The organism is Streptomyces sp. NPDC050625 (genome assembly GCF_040654755.1).
GTDB lineage: Bacteria > Actinomycetota > Actinomycetes > Streptomycetales > Streptomycetaceae > Streptomyces.
On the sequence record NZ_JBFAIQ010000004.1, the window covers coordinates 392,206 to 409,222 of the forward strand.

13 protein-coding genes and 1 pseudogene are annotated in these 17,017 nt (G+C 69.8%); 7 read left to right on the top strand and 7 right to left on the bottom strand.

Annotated features, from left to right (window positions below; translation table 11 throughout):
• Positions 1–143 precede the first annotated feature (143 nt).
• Positions 144–2,024: a propionyl-CoA synthetase gene (locus AB0I54_RS12200; protein ID WP_363295859.1), complete on the top strand. Its 1,881-nt coding sequence runs from the start codon at positions 144–146 to the stop codon at positions 2,022–2,024.
• Between the two features lie 15 nt (positions 2,025–2,039).
• Here the strand turns inward: AB0I54_RS12200 and AB0I54_RS12205 are convergent.
• Both AB0I54_RS12205 and AB0I54_RS12210 read right to left on the bottom strand, forming a co-directional pair.
• A pseudogene (locus tag AB0I54_RS12205) lies at positions 2,040–2,592 on the bottom strand (LLM class flavin-dependent oxidoreductase); the annotation flags it as partial.
• Between the two features lie 56 nt (positions 2,593–2,648).
• Positions 2,649–3,668 (bottom strand): aldo/keto reductase, encoded by a 1,020-nt coding sequence (locus AB0I54_RS12210; RefSeq protein ID WP_363295860.1) that lies wholly within the window; start codon positions 3,666–3,668, stop codon positions 2,649–2,651.
• 158 nt (positions 3,669–3,826) lie between these two features.
• On the opposite strand from AB0I54_RS12210, the gene AB0I54_RS12215 reads away from it, so the two are divergent.
• Positions 3,827–4,417, top strand: a complete 591-nt coding sequence (locus tag AB0I54_RS12215; RefSeq protein WP_363295861.1) for a TetR/AcrR family transcriptional regulator — start codon at positions 3,827–3,829, stop codon at positions 4,415–4,417.
• 128 nt (positions 4,418–4,545) lie between these two features.
• Here the strand turns inward: AB0I54_RS12215 and AB0I54_RS12220 are convergent, their stop codons facing one another.
• On the bottom strand, positions 4,546–6,669 hold the full coding sequence (locus tag AB0I54_RS12220; protein ID WP_363295862.1) for a SpoIIE family protein phosphatase: 2,124 nt from the start codon (positions 6,667–6,669) through the stop codon (positions 4,546–4,548).
• Positions 6,670–6,838: 169 nt separating this feature from the next.
• The gene (locus AB0I54_RS12225; RefSeq protein WP_363295863.1) at positions 6,839–7,477 is read right to left on the bottom strand and encodes a TetR/AcrR family transcriptional regulator; all 639 of its coding nucleotides are present in this window, start codon (positions 7,475–7,477) and stop codon (positions 6,839–6,841) included.
• Positions 7,478–7,570: 93 nt separating this feature from the next.
• Between AB0I54_RS12225 and AB0I54_RS12230 the strand changes: the two genes are divergently transcribed.
• Positions 7,571–8,254 carry a methyltransferase domain-containing protein gene (locus tag AB0I54_RS12230; RefSeq protein WP_363295864.1) on the top strand — a complete coding sequence of 228 codons (684 nt, stop codon included), beginning with the start codon at positions 7,571–7,573 and terminating at the stop codon, positions 8,252–8,254.
• Between the two features lie 134 nt (positions 8,255–8,388).
• Positions 8,389–8,838, top strand: a complete 450-nt coding sequence (locus tag AB0I54_RS12235) for an SRPBCC family protein (protein WP_363295865.1) — start codon at positions 8,389–8,391, stop codon at positions 8,836–8,838.
• A gap of 57 nt (positions 8,839–8,895) precedes the next feature.
• Here AB0I54_RS12235 and AB0I54_RS12240 read toward each other — a convergent pair whose 3' ends face one another.
• Positions 8,896–11,550: an NACHT domain-containing protein gene (locus AB0I54_RS12240; protein ID WP_363295866.1), complete on the bottom strand. Its 2,655-nt coding sequence runs from the start codon at positions 11,548–11,550 to the stop codon at positions 8,896–8,898.
• Between the two features lie 183 nt (positions 11,551–11,733).
• On the opposite strand from AB0I54_RS12240, the gene AB0I54_RS12245 reads away from it, so the two are divergent.
• Positions 11,734–12,168, top strand: coding sequence for a VOC family protein (locus AB0I54_RS12245; protein ID WP_363295867.1), 435 nt, complete (start codon positions 11,734–11,736; stop codon positions 12,166–12,168).
• Between the two features lie 68 nt (positions 12,169–12,236).
• Positions 12,237–12,992 carry a 1,4-alpha-glucan branching protein gene (locus tag AB0I54_RS12250; RefSeq protein ID WP_363295868.1) on the top strand — a complete coding sequence of 252 codons (756 nt, stop codon included), beginning with the start codon at positions 12,237–12,239 and terminating at the stop codon, positions 12,990–12,992.
• Here AB0I54_RS12250 and helR read toward each other — a convergent pair.
• Complete coding sequence (gene helR, locus AB0I54_RS12255; RefSeq protein WP_363295869.1) at positions 12,979–15,156, bottom strand: RNA polymerase recycling motor ATPase HelR; 2,178 nt, start codon at positions 15,154–15,156, stop codon at positions 12,979–12,981. The two genes, AB0I54_RS12250 and helR, sit on opposite strands and share 14 nt — an antisense overlap.
• Before the next feature lie 120 nt (positions 15,157–15,276).
• Entirely contained in the window at positions 15,277–16,509 is a 1,233-nt protein-coding gene (locus AB0I54_RS12260; protein ID WP_363296078.1) for a glycosyltransferase, read from the bottom strand.
• A 257-nt stretch (positions 16,510–16,766) separates the two neighbouring features.
• Between AB0I54_RS12260 and AB0I54_RS12265 the strand changes: the two genes are divergently transcribed.
• On the top strand, positions 16,767–17,015 hold the full coding sequence (locus AB0I54_RS12265; protein ID WP_363295870.1) for a PQQ-binding-like beta-propeller repeat protein: 249 nt from the start codon (positions 16,767–16,769) through the stop codon (positions 17,013–17,015).
• Positions 17,016–17,017 lie beyond the last annotated feature (2 nt).

Sequence of the window (17,017 nt, forward strand, 5' to 3'; positions counted from 1 at the left end):
TCGACTTGTCGATGCTCCGCCGGTGCGGGACACCCGCGGAGTGGCATGCTGATCAGACAGGGCGGAAACGTTCCGACGAGGTGACCGTGCGGCCGGGCGCGGAGCAGACGTGGTGCCGAGGCGATTCGACGAGGAGCTGCCTGATGGGGAAGTACACGGATGTCCACCGCCGAAGCCTGGCCGACCCGGAGGGGTTCTGGCTGGAGGCGGCCGAGGCCATCGAATGGTCCCGCAAACCGACCAGAGCCCTGGACGCCTCTCGGGCGCCCTTGTACGGCTGGTTCCCCGACGGTGAGCTGAACACGGCCCACAACGCCCTGGACCGGCATGTGACTTCGGGGCGCGGCGGGCAGACGGCACTCGTCCACGACTCCCCGGTGACCGGCACGAAGACCTCGTACACCTACGCCGAACTGCGCGATGCCGTGGCCGTCTTCGCCGGGGCGCTGTCCGCGCTCGGCGTCACCAAGGGCGACCGGGTGATCATCTATATGCCGATGGTGCCGGAAGCCATCATCGCCATGCTCGCCTGCGCGCGCATCGGCGCCGTTCACTCGGTCGTGTTCGGCGGATTCGCCCCCAAGGAACTCGCCGCCCGCATCGAGGACGCCCAGCCCAAGGTGGTCGTGGCGGCGTCCTGCGGAATCGAACCGACCCGCGTCATCGACTACAAGGCGATCATCGACGAGGCGCTGCAGACCACCCGGCACCAGCCGGAACACATCGTGATACTGCAACGCGACGCCGCACGCGCCGAGTTGAACCATCGCGACCTCGACTGGCACGAGCTGGTCGCCACCGCGAAGCCGGTCGATCCCGTGCCGGTTGCGGCAACCGACCCCCTCTACATCCTCTACACGTCCGGAACCACCGGCAGGCCCAAGGGCGTACTGCGCGACAACGGCGGTCACGCCGTCGCCCTGGCCTGGTCGATGAGCAACATCTACGGCATCGGTCCCGGCGACACCTGGTGGGCGGCCTCGGACGTCGGCTGGGTCGTCGGCCACTCCTACATCGTCTACGCACCGCTGCTGATCGGTGCCACCACGGTGCTGTACGAAGGCAAACCCATCGGGACACCGGACGCCGGCGCCTTCTGGCGAGTGATCTCCGAGTACGGAGTGAAAGCACTGTTCACCGCACCGACCGCGCTGCGGGCCATCCGCAAGGCGGACCCGGATGCCACCGAGCTGTCGCGCTACGACCTCTCCGCGTTCGACGCCCTCTTCCTCGCCGGAGAACGCCTCGACCCGGACACCTACCGCTGGGCCCACGACACCCTGGGCGTGCCCGTCATCGACCACTGGTGGCAGACCGAGACGGGCTGGCCCATCGCGGCCAATCTGCGCGGACTCGAACTGATGCCCGCCAAGCCCGGGTCGGCCACCGTGCCCGTACCCGGATTCGACGTCCAGATCCTGGACCCGGCCACGAGCGAGCGGATGCCCAGGGGCCAGGAAGGAGCGATCGCCGTCCGGCTTCCCCTGCCGCCCGGCTCGCTGCCCACGCTCTGGGGCGACGACCAGCGGTACATCGACGCCTACCTGGCCGAGCACGACGGCTACTACACCACCGGCGACTCCGGTTTCTTCGACGAGGACGGCTATCTCTTCGTGATGGGCCGCACCGACGACGTCATCAATGTCGCCGGGCACCGCTTGTCCACCGGCGCGATCGAAGCCGTACTCGCGGCGCATCCCGCAGTCGCCGAATGCGCGGTGATCGGTGTCCACGACGAGGTGAAGGGACAGCTTCCACGCGGACTGGTCGTGCTCAAGTCCGGTATGCATCCGGACGAGGCCACTCTCCGCGAAGAGCTCGTCGCCGCGGTACGCAGGGACATCGGACCGGTGGCGGCCTTCCGTGACGTGACCGTGGTCGACGCCCTGCCCAAGACCCGCTCCGGCAAGATCCTCCGCAAGGCGATGCGTGGCATCGCCGACGGCCGGGACGTGCCGATGCCCTCCACCATCGAGGACCCCGGGGCGCTGGACGACCTCCGGCCGATTCTGCGGCCGCGGTAGACGGAAGACGGGTGCTCAGGCCGACGGGCCGATCAGCTCGTCGGCAACCCACCGTGCGACGTCGGCGGGGTAGGGAGCAGGCAGCCCGAGGACGATTGCCGGAAGCCGGCGCCCGTGGCCTCGCCGATCGCGTCCCGGGTGACGGCGGGCCGGTCGTAGGAGACGGGCAGGTGGATGGACCGGGTGACCGAAGCGGGATCGCGGCCGATCTCGGCGCGGTAGCGGTCCAGCAGCGCGCCGCGGCGGACGGCGTCGTCGGTCTGGGGTTGCCGAACGCTCCGGTGAGGCGGGGATGGGTCCCGTGGAAGTCGAACGGCTCCTCCTCGGTCCACAGGCGCCGGATCACCGTGCAGGCCTCGGCGAGGCTTCCGACGGCATGCGCGGAATCGTGGAACGGCAGGCCATGGGCCTCGTAGTCACGCCGGGCCAGGGGGTGGCCGGGGCGTGAGCCGACGCCGATGCCGAAGTCGAGCCGTCCGCCGGAGACGATGTCGACGGTCGTGGCGATCTTGGCCAGCATCGCGGGCGGCCGGAACGGGTTGCTGGTCACCGGCACGCCGAGCCGCAGTCCTCGTAGGTCGGTCCGTCCGGGAGTCGCTGGTCCTCTCGAAGCTCATGGGCCGATCAGCGGCGTCGCAGTGACGGGTCGAGCAGCGCGGGCGGGGTGTCGTGCTTCTCCTGCGGGGCCAGGTCGGTGCCGGGGGCGACGACGGCGTCGATCGCGTCGAGTACGTCGGCGGAGAGCACGGTGTCTGCGGCGGCGAGTTGGGAGTGCAGGTGGGCCTGCGTGCGGGGACCGATGAGCGCGCTGGTCACAGCGGGGTGCGCGGTCACGAATCCGAGCGCGAGCTGGATCATCGTGAGACCGGCCTCGTCGGCGACTTCGGCCAGCCGCTCGACCGCGTCGAGCCTGACCCGGTTGGTGGGGCTGGTGATGTCGAAGCGTTCGGGCATGAACGTCGAGCGGTTGGTGGTGATTTCCTGTCCCGCGCGGATCGCGCCCGACAGCCAGCCCGCGGCCAGCGGGCTCCACACCAGCACACCGAGGCCGTACTCCTCGGCCACCGGCAGCACATGGGTCTCGATGCCGCGCTGCAGGATCGAGTAGCCGGGCTGTTCCGTGACGTAGCGGCTCAGGTGATGTTCGCGGGCCGCCCACTGGGCCTGCACGATGCGGTACGCCGGGAAGGTCGACGAGCCGAAGTAGCGGATCTTTCCCGCGCGTTGCAGGTCGGTCAGGGCCGACAGCGTCTCCTCGTCGCTGGTGCTCGGGTCCCACCGGTGGATCTGGTAGAGGTCGACGTGGTCGACACCGAGACGGCGCAAGCTGTTGTCCAGCTCGGTGATCAGCCAACGGCGCGAGCTGCCCCGGTGGTTGCGCTCGTCGTCCATGGGCATGGAAGCCTTCGTGGCCAGCACGAGGTCGTCGCGGCGTCCTGCGATGGCCTTGCCGACCATCTCTTCCGACTCGCCCTGGCCGTACATGTCGGCGGTGTCGATGACGTTGATGCCGGCTTCCAGGGCGGCATCGACGATCGCGGTGGCCTCGTCCTGCGTGGTGCGCCCGATCCTGCCGAAATTCATCGCGCCGAGCGCGAGGGGGCTGACCTGCACACCGGTGCGGCCCAAGGTGCGGTACTGCATGACCGTGTTCCTCCATTGAGGGTGCAACGTGGCGACAATGCGTGAAGTGGGTTCCGGGCCCGACGCTCTGGCATCATGAGCAAGCGGAACCTTGTTCCGCTTCAACGCTACGGAACACCGTTCCGTTTTTGCAAGCTCGACGACGGAGGCGTGGCGCGATGAACGACGGCGACGAGGGCGCAGGGCACGCGGCCCCGGCCAAGCGGAAGGACGCTCGGCGCAACAAGGAGACCCTGCTGGACGCGGCGGCCGCGGTCTTCGTCGCCTCAGGCGTGGAAGCGCCGGTACGCGACATCGCGGCCGAGGCGGGCGTCGGGCTGGGCACGATCTACCGGCACTTCCCGACGCGAGCGGATCTCATCATCGCCGTCTACCGGCACCAGGTCGACGCCTGCGCCGAGGCGGGCCCCGCTCTGCTGGCGACCAGCGCGACTCCGTACGCCGCACTGGGGCAATGGATCAACCGCTTCGTCGACTTCCTGGTCACCAAGCACGGACTCGCCGCCGTGCTGCAGTCCGACAACGCCGGCTTCGACGCGCTGCACGCCTACTTCCTCGACCGCCTCCTGCCCGTGTGCACCCAACTGCTCGAAGCAGCTGCCGCCGCCGGTGAGATCCGCTCCGACCTGGAGGCCTACGAGCTCATGCGCGGCGTCGGAAACCTCTGCATCGGCGCGGAGAGCGATCCCCGCTACGACGCCCGCCGACTGGTCGCCCTCCTCATCGCGGGGCTGCGCCAGTCCCACTGACCATCGGCAAGGCAGCTGACGCAGGAGCGCAACTGCCGCGCCGGCAAACCTGGTCGACGCAATGAGCGACGACGAAGCCTCGGCGGACGAGCGGGTGTGAGAAAAGAAGGCCGGTGCCGGACCCCGAATCACCGGCCGTCCTGCCCGGGGTCATCCGGACCGAGAGGGTGTGCGCAGGCGATGAGGAGGGCTACGTCGTCGGGGGCGCCGGGGTGGCGGAGGCGGTGGAGGAGGCGGTCGCAGGTGTCCTCCAGCGGGCCGAGTTCCTCAAGGAGGTGCAGGAGGGTGTCGAGGCGCTCGTCGATGGGGTAGTCGCGGGTCTCGACCAGCCCATCGGTGTACAGCACCAGCTTGTCGTAGGGGGCGAGTTCGATGACGGTGCTCTCGAACGGGACGCCGCCCACGCCCAGGGGAGCGCCGGTGGGCAGGTCGAGGAGCACGGGGCGTCGACCGACGCGTACGAGGACGGGGGGCAGATGGCCGGCGTTGGCGATGCGGCACTCGCCGCGGTGGGGGTCGTAGACGGCGTAGAGGCACGTGGCGATGTACTGCTCCAGCCGCCCGGTGATCGTGTCGAGGTGCTGCAGGACCTGGGCGGGTTCGAGGTCCAGGTCGGCGTAGGCCGCGGTGGCGGTGCGCAGGCGGCCCATCGTGGCGGCGGCGTCGATGCCGCTGCCCATGACGTCGCCCACGACGAGCGCCGTCCTGGCACTCTGCAGCGGCAGGACGTCGTACCAGTCACCGCCGATCTCGTAGGCGGCCTGCGCGGGCCGGTAGCGCGCGGCGACCTGCAGACCGGGAAGATCCGTCGGCAGGTCGGGGAGCAGACTGCGCTGCAGGGTCTCGGCCGCGCTGCGCACGCTCTGGTGCGTGCGCGCGTTGTCGATGCACATCCCCGTGCGGGAGGCGAGTTCGCAGGCGATGGCGAGGTCGTCCTCGTCGAAGGGGCGTGGGTCGCGGGCGCGGGTGAGACCCAGGAAGCCAAGGGTGCTGCCGCGAGCGGTGAGCGGAACGGCGAGGTACGAGTGCACCCCGGCGCGGGCCAGCAGGGTGGCCGCATGATCGTCACGGGCCATGCGCCTGAGGTCACTTCCCTCGGCGTGACTGACCAGTATGGGGCGGCCCGTGCGCACACACTGCGTGGCCAGCCGGTCGGCACCGTACGCCGCGAGCTCGCCGGGTGGGTCGGCGGCCCGCTGGGCATCGGTCGGATAGGCCGCCTTCACCGCCAGGGCACGGAAGAGCTCCGGGCCGGTGAAGGACCGGGGGCGGTGCTCGTCCAGGACCGAGTCGAGTACGTCGACGGCGACCAGGTCGGCGAAGTCGGGCACGGTGACGTCGGCCAGCTCCCGGGCCGTCTCGTCGACCTCCAAGGTCGTGCCGATACGAATGGAACCGGCGGCGATGAGAGCCAGACGCCGGCGTGTCTCGGTGGCCGCCAGCGCGGATTCGTAGCGCTCGGTGACGTCGACCACCCACTCGGCCACCCCGAGGACCTGGCCCCTGGCGTCCTCCAGCCGGTACACGGAGATCGACCACGCATGCCTGCGCCCGGGGTCGGAAGGTATACGGCCGACGACGGTCGACTCCTCCAGCATGGGGATCCCGGTCTCCAGGACCTGCCGCATCGCCGTCTCGGCCGCCTCGAACTCCGAGGACTTCATGACTTCGCGGTAGTGGCGCCCGAGATGGTGCTTCTCGGCAAGTCCGTGCATGCGCTCCAGAGCGGGGTTGACGGTCACGTACCGCAGGTCGGTGTCCAGGATCGCCACGCCGATGGGGGACTGGGAGACCAGCCGCGTGGACAGGGCGACGTTCTTTTCGAGCTCGCGCAGCGTGGGGGAGTCGGCCCCCAGGCCAAGGGCGTAGAAGTCGCCGTGGTCGTTGAGCAGGCGCATGTTGCGCAGTTCCACCAGGCGTGTGCTGCCGTCCGCGCAACGGATGGGGAACGTGCCGGCCCAGGGCTGACCCGTCTCCATGACCTCGGCGAATGTCTTGAGGACCCAGTCCCAGTTGTCTTCGTGCACGAGCAGCTGGGCCGCGAACTGGCCGAGCGCTTGCTCGGCGGTGTAGCCGTAGAGCTCCTCGGCCTGCGGACTCCACAGGACGATGCGGCCCTCGGCGTCCAGCAGTACGGCCGCGACACCGAGCAGGTCCATCAGCCCCTGCGGCGTCGACGCCTGGTCCTCCCGCCGGCCGCTGTTCTCCAGTCCGAGGTCGGCAGGAGGTTGCCCGGTCGAGCTTGCGCTCATCACCGGCCCTCCTTCCAGCCGCCGGTGTCCTACGACCCGCTCGCGGGACCGGTCCGAAACCCGGCCGCGAACGCACGTACCCCCGCCTCCAGGTACCCCGCCTCCATGGTCTCTCCCGGCAGCGGGCCGGGGCACCTCGGTAGGTCTTGCTGCCGACCGTCGTAGCCCTTCAGCTGGGGCTGTCCGGCTCTTGGTGCTTCTCCGGCCGCAATGACCGCAGTGCCATGGCCGTCACCTCGGCCTCGACAGTGTCCCGGTCGGAGACCATTGCCGCGCGGAAGGAACGGCCTGCCAAGAGAGACATGAGCCACCAGGCTGCGGTGTGCGGGTCGATGTCGTGGCGGATGTCGCCCGCGTCCTGGCCGCGGCGGAGCAGGTCGGCGAGCATGTCGGCGAAGTGCTGGTGGACCTGGCGGAGGGCGTCGCCGAGTTCCGGGTCGTGGGAGACGGCCGTGGCGTCGGCGAAGAGGAACCCATGGGATCCGGGTTGGTGGAAGCGGTCCATATGGGCCGGATCGAGAAAGGCCGCCAGCACCTCGGGGACCGGGCGTCCGGCGTCGGCGGCCCGGTTGAGCAGCTCGGACACGGCGGAGGTGGCGTGGTCGAGGGCCGCCCGGTACAGCGCGGCCTTGGACCCGAAGTTCTGGAACACCACCGGCTCGGTGACACCGACGCGCCTGGCGATGTCGGAGACCTTGCCCCGCTGGTAGCCGGTCTCGGAGAAGACCTCCGTGGCGGCCGTGATGATGGACGCGCGGCGCTGAGCCGCGGGCAGGCGCGTCCGGGTACGGGCTCGGGGCTCGGTCACGCCCGTCATCCTATGCCGCCCCTTGCCGTTTCTCTTAGTCAGGACTAAGTTATAGACAGTACTTAGTCCCGACTAAGTTATGGAGGAGGGCCCATGTCCCTCGGTCACCTCATGCAAGGCAAGCCGCGCCCGGACACACCAGGCGTGACGATCTCCACCCCGCGCGCGTACGAAGTCGTCGGCGCCCTCTGTTTCGCCGGTCGCCGCCACCGTGCCTTCACCCGGCTCGCCGAGCTCAGCGGAGCCGAGCCCGGTGACCGCGTCCTGGACGTGGGCTGCGGCACCGGCTACCTCACCCGGCACATGGCCACGCGTGTCGGCCCCGAGGGCGCGGTGACCGGTGTCGACGCGTCACCGCCGGTCCTCGACTACGCCCGCCGGCGCAAGCCACGGCCGGGCAGCGCCGCCTGCACTTACCGGGAGGGCATCGCCGAGTCCCTCGACCTGCCCGATGCCGCCTTCGACACGGTCGTCACCAGCCTGATGCTGCACCACCTGCCGGAGGAGCTCCGGCCTGCGGCACTTCGTGAGATGTACCGGGTTGTGCGGCCCGGCGGGCGTCTGCTGGTCGTAGAGTTCCGCCCGCCGAAGTCCAGGCTCGGCCGCCACCTCGTCCATGGCGGGGTGAGCCACGCCATGGCACACCACCGCGTGGACCTGCTGGAGGGACTGGTCACGGACGCGGGCTTCGAGGTGCGTGGCAGCGGCGACATACGGCCGTGGCTGCGCCATGTGCAGGCGGTGCGGCCGACACGATCCGAGTCCACGGAGGCATGACGGACGACGAACCGCATTTCGCGGCTGCCCACGTCGTCGTGGGCGTCTTCCGGGTGCGGGCATCCCCCGGACGGCCGATGGTGGAGGTGAGGCCTGGCCCGTTACCTGTGCGGATGATCACGGAGGTGTCGCACATGTCCACGATCGAGAACCAGATCGACGTTGCTGTACCCGCCGAGGTGGCCTGGGACCACCTGCACAGCGTGGAGAGCCTTCCGCGGTTCGTGGACGGCGTCCGCGAAGCGCGACCAGAGGGCAAGCGCCGAGCACATCTGGCCCTGGAATCGGCGGCAGGACCGCGAGAACTCGATGCCGAGTTCACCGACCGTGCCAAGGGCGGTGCGCAGGGCAGCGTGATGATGTGGCACACCGCGAAGGGTGAGGGCGCCGACCTCAAGGGCGCGTTCACCGTTCGGGCGATCGATGACGAGCACACACAGATACAGCTCCGCGTCGAGTACGACCCGGAGAAGACCCGCGAGACCTTCGGCGGCCCCAAGGGGTTCGCCCAGTCCGACAGGATCCAGCATCTGATCCAGCAGGATCTCGAACAGTTCAAGGACTTCGTCGAAGGCAAACGCTGAGCAGCACAAATTCGCTGGTGCGCCGGGCCGGGAGCCGCGACCGGCGGCGCGTCGAGCTCACACGCCGGGGCCCGTCCCCGGATCCGGTAGGTACGACGCGAGTTGCACCCTGCCGTGGAGCGACTCCTGGCCCGTGATCGGCTGGTGCGACGGAACGCGCAGTTGGCGCAGGCTGGGGTGGGCGGCCAGCGAGGACACGTCCACGGCCTCGGCGGCCGTGTCCAGGGTGAGGGTGTCGAGGCGCGGGAAGGCCGCCAGCCAGTACCAGGTGACGGATTGCTCGGCCGGGAGCCACAGATGGGTGACCCGGTCGGGGTGCAGGGCGTGGATCAGATCGATCGCGTCGAAGCCCTCCGACACACGCACATGCGAGCGGCCTCCCAAGGTGCTGAAGACCGCCAGCTCCTCGGGCGTGGTGACCTCGAAATAGACGTCTTGCTCGGGCAGGTCGGCCAGTACACCCTCGGCGTAGGACGCGGTGTCGAAGCGATGCCAGGCACTGCACAGCAGCTGTCGTACCGGCGGGTCCGGATGGTCCTGATAGCGGCTGAGCAGGGGGATGGCGGCGTCACCGCCGATGAGGACGGCCGTGTGTGCCGTCAAGAGCGCTTCTTCGTCCGACAGCCGGTCGGGCCCCGGCAGGAGTTCCAGCGCGACGGAGCCGATGCTGGCGAGTTCGTAGGCTTCGGAGGCGCTGCGGGGCGGAATGAGGGCGCTCGCGCGATCGCTGATCGCGGCCCGCACACGGGGCTCCAGCTCGGTGGCATGTTCGACGGCCGCGGTGGCGAGCAGGTGCAACTGGGCTCTGCGGTAGCCGGACGTCGAGCCGTCTCCGCGTCTGAGCAGGTCCATCAGGAGCTCCGCGCCCTCCCTGGGACGGGCATGCGCCACTGCCATGCGGATGACGTCCTCCCACTGGGACTCGACCGCGCGCAGGACGAGCAGGGCCATGTCGCCCTCCTCGACGGCGGCCTTCGCACCCAGGTAGTCCTGGAACGTCCGGTGGATGAAGTCGATGGTGCCGACGGCCGGCTCGCGCAGCAGTCCGCTGCGGAGCAGAAGGTGTTGGAAGATCGCCGCGGCGTCTCCCTGGGCCGCCGCGACCGGCACGCTGGGCAGAGTGTCCGCGATGATGCGTTCGGCGTGGCTGCGGTCGAGTTCGGACTTTCCGTTGAGGATGAACTTGTAGGCCAGGCGTTGCAGCAGCCGGACCTTCGGCTCCTCGGTGAGTTCGATCCCGTCCGGCGCGTCCATGTCGCGTTCCCGGTCGCGCCGTGCCAGCAGCATCGACAGCGCGGCGTCGTACAACTCCTTGCGGCCGCTGGGCAGATAGCCGCGCCGGTCGCAGTGCAGCGCGCAAATCAGGCCGCACATCAGCGGGTTGGTGGCGAGCCGGGCGAGATCCTGTTTGGTGCGGACGGCGGTGACCAGGGAGGCCTCGTACGCGTCGAGGAGGTTGCGCTCCTCCTGCTCGCTGACGCTACGGGCGGCGTTGTGCCATCGGTGGATGAACGAGGTGACGTCGTGCCGGCTCATCGGGGCGAGCGACAACTCGGTGAACTTCTCCGTCGCGAGCCATCGGTCGCGCACGGCCGAGGGGCGAGAGGTGACGAGCCAGACGTTCCTGTCGTAGGTCGCGAGCAGATCCTGCAGCCAACGGCGAGTGCGCTCGCGAATCTGCTTCGGCACCTCGTCGATTCCATCGATCAGAAGCAGCCCCCGGCCCGCGGCCAGCACTCGGTCCGCCCATCCGGCCGGCTGCGCCCCGGCCAGCGGAGAACGGGTGCGATGCAGAAACTCGTCCGGGGCCGGGAGGTCGTCGTGCTGACGTGTCAGCGTACGCATGGGCAGCACGAACGGCACCCGCCCGATGAGTGTCGCCAACGGGGCCTCGCTGTCCAGGACGGTCAGATCCTGCTGGGCCGTGGTCACCGCCAGCCACTGCACCAGCGTCGTCTTGCCGGAGCCCGCGACTCCACGGAGCAGCACGCGATCACGTCCGTTGAACGCATGCTCCGCCCGGATCATGGCATGGCGGGTGTCCCGGTCGAGGTCCGCCTCCAGACTCAAGTACGCGGTCCCGAGCGGCCATTGTTCGGGCGACCGGGAAAGGTCGATCCCGTAGATGGTGAGCATCCCGTGCTTCTGGGCGATGTGCGCGGCGTACCGCTCCTCGAAGAGGGTGTCCTTCGTGACGGGCGAGGGGTTTCGCGCCAGCAGCAGGTCCGTCTTGGCGATCACTTCCGCGAGCCGGTTGCTGTGCTCGACGAGGGTACGGGCGACAAATGTCGAGCGCTGGGTGAAGAAGTGGAGAATGTGCACGCACGCCGTTGCCAAGAGGGCGTCGTGGAGTTGGGCGGCGTCGGCGGACAGGTCGCGCGTGGCGTCCGGTCCTGCGGCCTTCAGTGCCTGGAGCAGTGCCTGCGGGCCCATCTGAACGGCCTGTACGTCGTCCATCTCCAGCTCGCCGAGATGCGTCAGGGTCCGGGCCAGCGCCAGGGCGACCGCCTCCTCCTCGTCCGGTGCGACGGGCCGCTCACCGAGGGGGGCGGACCCCACCGCACTGCGGAGCAGGGCCCGGGTGAGCTTGTGCAGGTCCGCGTCCGTCAGCCGGCGCTTCTCACCGGTGAACGACACCAGCGAGGAGATCCGCACAGGCCGGTCGACCAGGCCGGCCCCCGGACCTTCGCTGACGAACAGCTTCTTGACCAAGGGGGTGATGACACCAGAGGCGAGGCGAGTCGCGATCGCACCAGCATCCATCGTCCCCCCAGACAGCCGCACGTTCCCCAGTTCACTCAGCTGATTCTTGCCCCAACGGGCGCCGTCCATCCGGGACTTCGCCGCGAGCGTCCGGGAACTGCGCCCAGCGCGCCCCCCTGCTATGGTGCGCCGATGTCATCGATCAAGAAGTTCCAGGTCACCTTCGACTGCGCGGAACCTGAGCGCGTCGCTCGCTTTTGGTGCGAGGTGTTGGGGTACGTCGTACCGCCGCCACCGGAGGGGTTCGCCACGTGGGACGATTTCGATCGCTCGCTGCCGCCCGAGCGGCAGGGTTCGGCGTTCGCCTGCAGTGATCCCTCAGGCGTGGGCCCACGGCTGTACTTCCAGCGCGTTCCCGAAGGCAAGGTCGTCAAGAACCGGGTGCATCTTGACGTGCGGGTCGGCACCGGGCTCGTGGGTGAAGAGCGCCTCGCCACGCTTGAGGCCGAGTGCGCACGGCTGATCGCGCTCGGCGCGGTACGCGTGCAACTGCTGCTTGCCGATGACGAGAACGAGTCGTGCATCGTGATGCAGGACATCGAGGGCAACGAGTTCTGTCTCGACTGAGCATCCTCCGACCAGGCCGGTGCCCCGGTACCCGCCGACCGCGACGACTGGGAAAGGCGACCTTCGGCATGGCTGTCATCCATCACACCGAGCTCAAGCCCACCAAGCTGGAGCTGCTCACCTCCTGGCTGCCCTCCCGTCCGTGGTACCGCGGTGGCTCGGCCGAACCGAAGTTGGCCAAGGCCGGCGGCTTCCGGCTGGACGATCCCCAGGGCGAGGTCGGGATCGAGTTCATCGTGGTCGCCGACGCCTGCGGCCCTCACCCGACCACCTACCTGGTGCCGCTCACCTATCGCGGTGCTCCGCTCGACGGGGTAGAGCACGCCATGGTCGGCACCATGGAGCACGGAGTGCTGGGCCGGCGTTGGGCCTACGACGGCTGCCGCGACGCGGTGCTGGTGGCCCAGTTGCTGGCTCTCGTCGAGGGCAGGGTCCAGGCCCAGGACCAGAACATCAGCGACGTCCCCGACCTTGAGGTGATCGCCTCTTTCACCGGTGAAGGCTCCCTCTCCACAGACTTCACCAGCACCGGCGGCAGCACCACCACCGCCACTGACGATCAGGAAGGCACCGAACTGAGACTGCCCGCGCCGCAGGGCACGACCCTCCGCCTGCAGCGGGTCCTGCGGCCTGCCCCTGAAAGCCCGTCTCTGCCTCCGCTTCGAGCGACCGGCCACGTCGCCGGCTCCTGGCTCACGCCGGACGGCACCCGCGCCCGGGGGCTGTTCGCCGTCCTGCACACCGGCCACCGGGCTCAGCCGCCACGCCCGCGGTCACGACCGGAGCCGGACGAGGAGCCCGCGGCCGGCGTCAGGCACTCGTGAGGACGACGAGTTGTCGGGTCGCCCGGGTCATCGCGACATAGCGGTCGACCGCTCCTTCGATGCCCTCGCCGAACCCCTCCGGGGCGACGAGGACGACCAAGTCGAATTCGAGTCCCTTCGACAGCTCCGGGGTCAGCGACTGGACACGGGACCTCGCCCGGAATGCGGGATCGCCGATGACGCAGGCGATCCCGTCGGCATGGGAGGCGAGCCAGGTGTCGAGGATCGAGTCCAGGTCCGAAGCGGATCCGTGTACGACGGGGATGCCGTTGCTGCGGATCGAGGTCGGCACGTTGGCGTCCGGGAGTACGGCGCGGATGACCGGCTCCGCTTCCGCCATGATCTCTTCCGGTGTCCGGTAGTTGATGCTCAGCGAGGCCAGGTCGATCCGGTCGAGCCCGATCCGCGCGAGCCGTTCCTGCCACGACTCCGTGAAGCCGTGCCTGGCCTGGGCACGGTCCCCGACGATGGTGAAGCTCCGGGACGGGCAGCGCAGCAGCAGCATCTGCCACTCCGCGTCGGTCAGTTCCTGGGCCTCGTCCACGACGATGTGCGCGAACGGCCCGGCTGGGGGTCCCCCCACGCCATAGGGCAGTGGGGGACGGTGCGGGTCGGCGTCGGGCAGGGCGGTCTCGTCGACCAGGCTGTCCCGCAGGTCCTGTCCGCGCAGCATCGTCACCACACCCTCACCGTCGTCGTCGGCGGCGAGGACGTTGTCGATGACGGCCGCCATGCGCTCACGCTCCGCGGCGACGGAGGCCTCGTGCCGGCGCTTGCGTCGCGAGGCGTCCGGGTCGCCGAGCCGCTGCCGGGCCGCGTCCAGGAGCGGCAGGTCGGACACCGTCCAGGCCTGGGCCTCCACGCGCTGCAGCCGCTGAACCTCGTCGCGGGTGAGCCAGGGAGCGCACATCCGCAGGTAGGCCGGTACCGACCACAGGTCGCCGACGAGGTCGGCCGCTTCGAGCAGTGGCCAGGCGCGGTTGAAGGTGGTCAGCAGCTCCCTGTCCCGCAGCAGTGACCTCCGCAGCAGGTCGGGCGGGACATCGCCGTCGTGCTTGTCGACCAGGATCGTGAGCAGTTCCTCCCAGACCTGGTCGCGTGCCTCGTTGTGCGGAGTGCCGGGTTCTGCCGCATCGAACGCCCCAGCCCAGTCGTCGGCGCTCAGCCAGATGTCGGACCAGTGGGTGGTGACCGTCATCCCCTTGGCAGGCGGCTCCTCGTAGAACCTGACGGCCGTTTCGATCGCCTTCACCATGGTCGCGGACGACTTCAGGCGGGCCACGCCCGGGTCGGCCTCGCTCACCGCCCCGGCTCCCTCGGCGACGAGGTCGCGCAGGGTGCAGGTCTGCACGCCCTCCTCTCCGAGGCTGGGCAGGACGTCGGCGACGTAGCCCAGGTAGGGCTGGTGGGGACCGACGAACAGTACGCCGCCCCGGCGGTGACCGAGGCGAGGGTCGGAGTGGAGGAGGTAGGCGGAGCGGTGCAGAGCGACGACGGTCTTTCCCGTACCCGGACCGCCGTCGACGACGAGGGCGCCGCGGGATCCCGCCCGGATGATGGCGTCCTGGTCGGCCTGGATGGTGCCGAGCACGTCTCGCATCCGTGGCGACCGGTCGCTGCCCAGGCTGGCGATGAAGGCGGACTGATCGTCCAGCGCGGCGTGCCCGGCAATCCCGTCCGGTGCGAACACCTCGTCCCAGTAGTCGCTGATCCGGCCTCGGGCCCAGCGATACCTGCGGCGGCTCGCCAGCCCCATCGGATTGGCATGGGTGGCTCCGAAGAACGGCTCGGCCGCGGGGGAGCGCCAGTCGAGCAGCAGCCGACGACCCGTACTGTCCGTGAGGCCGAGTCGTCCGACGTACACGGGCTCGGGTTGGTCCGCGCTGACCATGTGTCCGAGGCACAGGTCAAGACCGAAGCGACGCAGTGCGCGCAGGCGGGCGGTCAGCCGATGGATCTCCGCGTCCCGGTCCATCGCCTGCCGGCCCGCGCCGCCGGGCGCCTTGAGCTCTGCTTCGAGGCGGTCGGACAGCTCGGCGATCGACTGCGCGAGGCACTCCCCGATCGCCGCGAAGTGCTGTTCGTCGGAGGAGATCAGTGCCGGGTCGGCCTTGGCGGAGAGGCGCTCGGGAAGGTCGAATGCGCTGGTGGTCAGGGGGTTCACGTGATCAGCTCCGTTTTGAGGTCGTCGGTGACCTTGGCGTGCGCCAAGGCGTGCGGACCGGCGTGACGAATCCGGCGGCCATGACGGGTGACGCTCCGCCGGCGTGGGCCTCGTGGCCGTTCACGTGGGCACGGGCGGCCTTTCTTGGCTGATCTCGTCCAGCAGCAGCTTCGCGGCCACCGTCGCTCCGTCGGTGCGGATCCTGCCGGCCACGGCGCTCGCTCGTGCACGTGTCTCGGGGGTCAGGGCCGCCTTGAGCGCGGCCGACAGGGACTCGAAGGTCGGGGTCGGGCCGTCGTGTGCCGTGCCGATGCCCAAGTCGGCCACCCGGCCTGCCCAGTACGGCTGGTCCGCCAGCTGCGGGACCACCACCTGAGGCGCGCCGGCCCGCGCGGCTGCCGTCGTGGTGCCCGCGCCGCCGTGGTGGATGACGGCGGCCATCCGGGCGAAGAGTGCCTGCTGGTTGACCTCGCCGACGACGAAGCAGTCGTCCTGGTCGTCGATCGGAGACAGATCGGCCCAGCCTCGGGACACGACAGCACGTCGGCCCTGCGCACGGATCGCCTCGATCGACACCCGGGCGACATCCGTCGATGCCCGCATGGGCATGCTGCCGAAGCCCACGTACACCGGTTGTGTCCCGGCGTCCAGGAACGCCGTCAATTCGGGCGGGAGCGGGCGTTCGTCGGGCAGGATCCACGCGCCGGTGTGCACGATGCCGAGCTCCGCACCTTCCTGCCAGGGGTCCAGGGCCGGGTCCGTCGCCAGCCACGGCCGGTCGCCGATGACGTAGTCGCGGACGTTGTCCACCGGCGGCAGGCCGATCGACGCCCGTTGGGTGTTGAGCGCCTCACCGAACAGCGCGTTGATGTGCTGGGCGTCCAAGTCCCACAGCATCCGGTTGTCGGTGACCTCCGGCGGGAACGGCCGCCCCGGATACGCCAAAGGCGCGTGGTGCGGCGACGGCAAGGTGAGTTGCTGGAAGGTCGCGTACACACAGCGGATGCCCAGTTTCTCGGCAACCGACCGCGCGCCGGCCGCCGCAGGCAGCACACCGGTCGCCACCAGTACGTCACAACCCTCGGCCGCCGCGGTGACCGCGCCGAGCTGATCGGCGATCAACTCGGCGGCGCGCCGCGGCAGATCCGCCGGCGACGGCGGCGCCCCGGTCGTCAGTGCGCGCGCCGACCGGCCGAACGGCACCATCGGCACGCCGACACCGGCCAGCCGCCGCGCGAAGTCCTCGTCCGGAGGAGCGCACACCCGCACCTCCGCGCCGAGTTCCCGCAACCGCACCGCGAGTCCCACCAACGGCTCGACGTCTCCGCGCGACCCATACGTCACCAACAACACACGCACTCAGCGACTCCGATTTCCGCAGCTTGTGGCCTCGGCCGGCGATTCTGCGCCACGACCCGGGGCTTGCCGCAAGCCCCCCAGTGCGCTATACGTTGAACATGGCAAGGAGAGGGCGACCTCCCTTGCCTTTCCTTGTGCCATCAGCAATTCCCTCGCCCGAAAGAGCCTGCTGTGGTCTCCGATGACAGAGCGCACCGAGGCGCTCGCCGAAGCTGAGCCGGCCGGGCTGGCCCGCGGACGAGGTGGTCGTGGTGCCCGTACGACGGGAGTCCGACCGCAGCGGATTCACCGCCCTGGACGCGGCGACCGGCAAGGTGCGCTGGACCCGTCGCAAGTCCGGGCTGCACCGGGTTGCCGCCGTCGGGTCGACCGTGCTGCTCTGGAACGACGCCAGCGACGACCGAGGGAAGATCGCCGGTTTCGACGCGCTCACCGGTGAGCCCTTGTGGAAGACGAGTTCGAGCGGATCCGGGGTCTGCTGGTGCGCGGGGACCGGGTGATC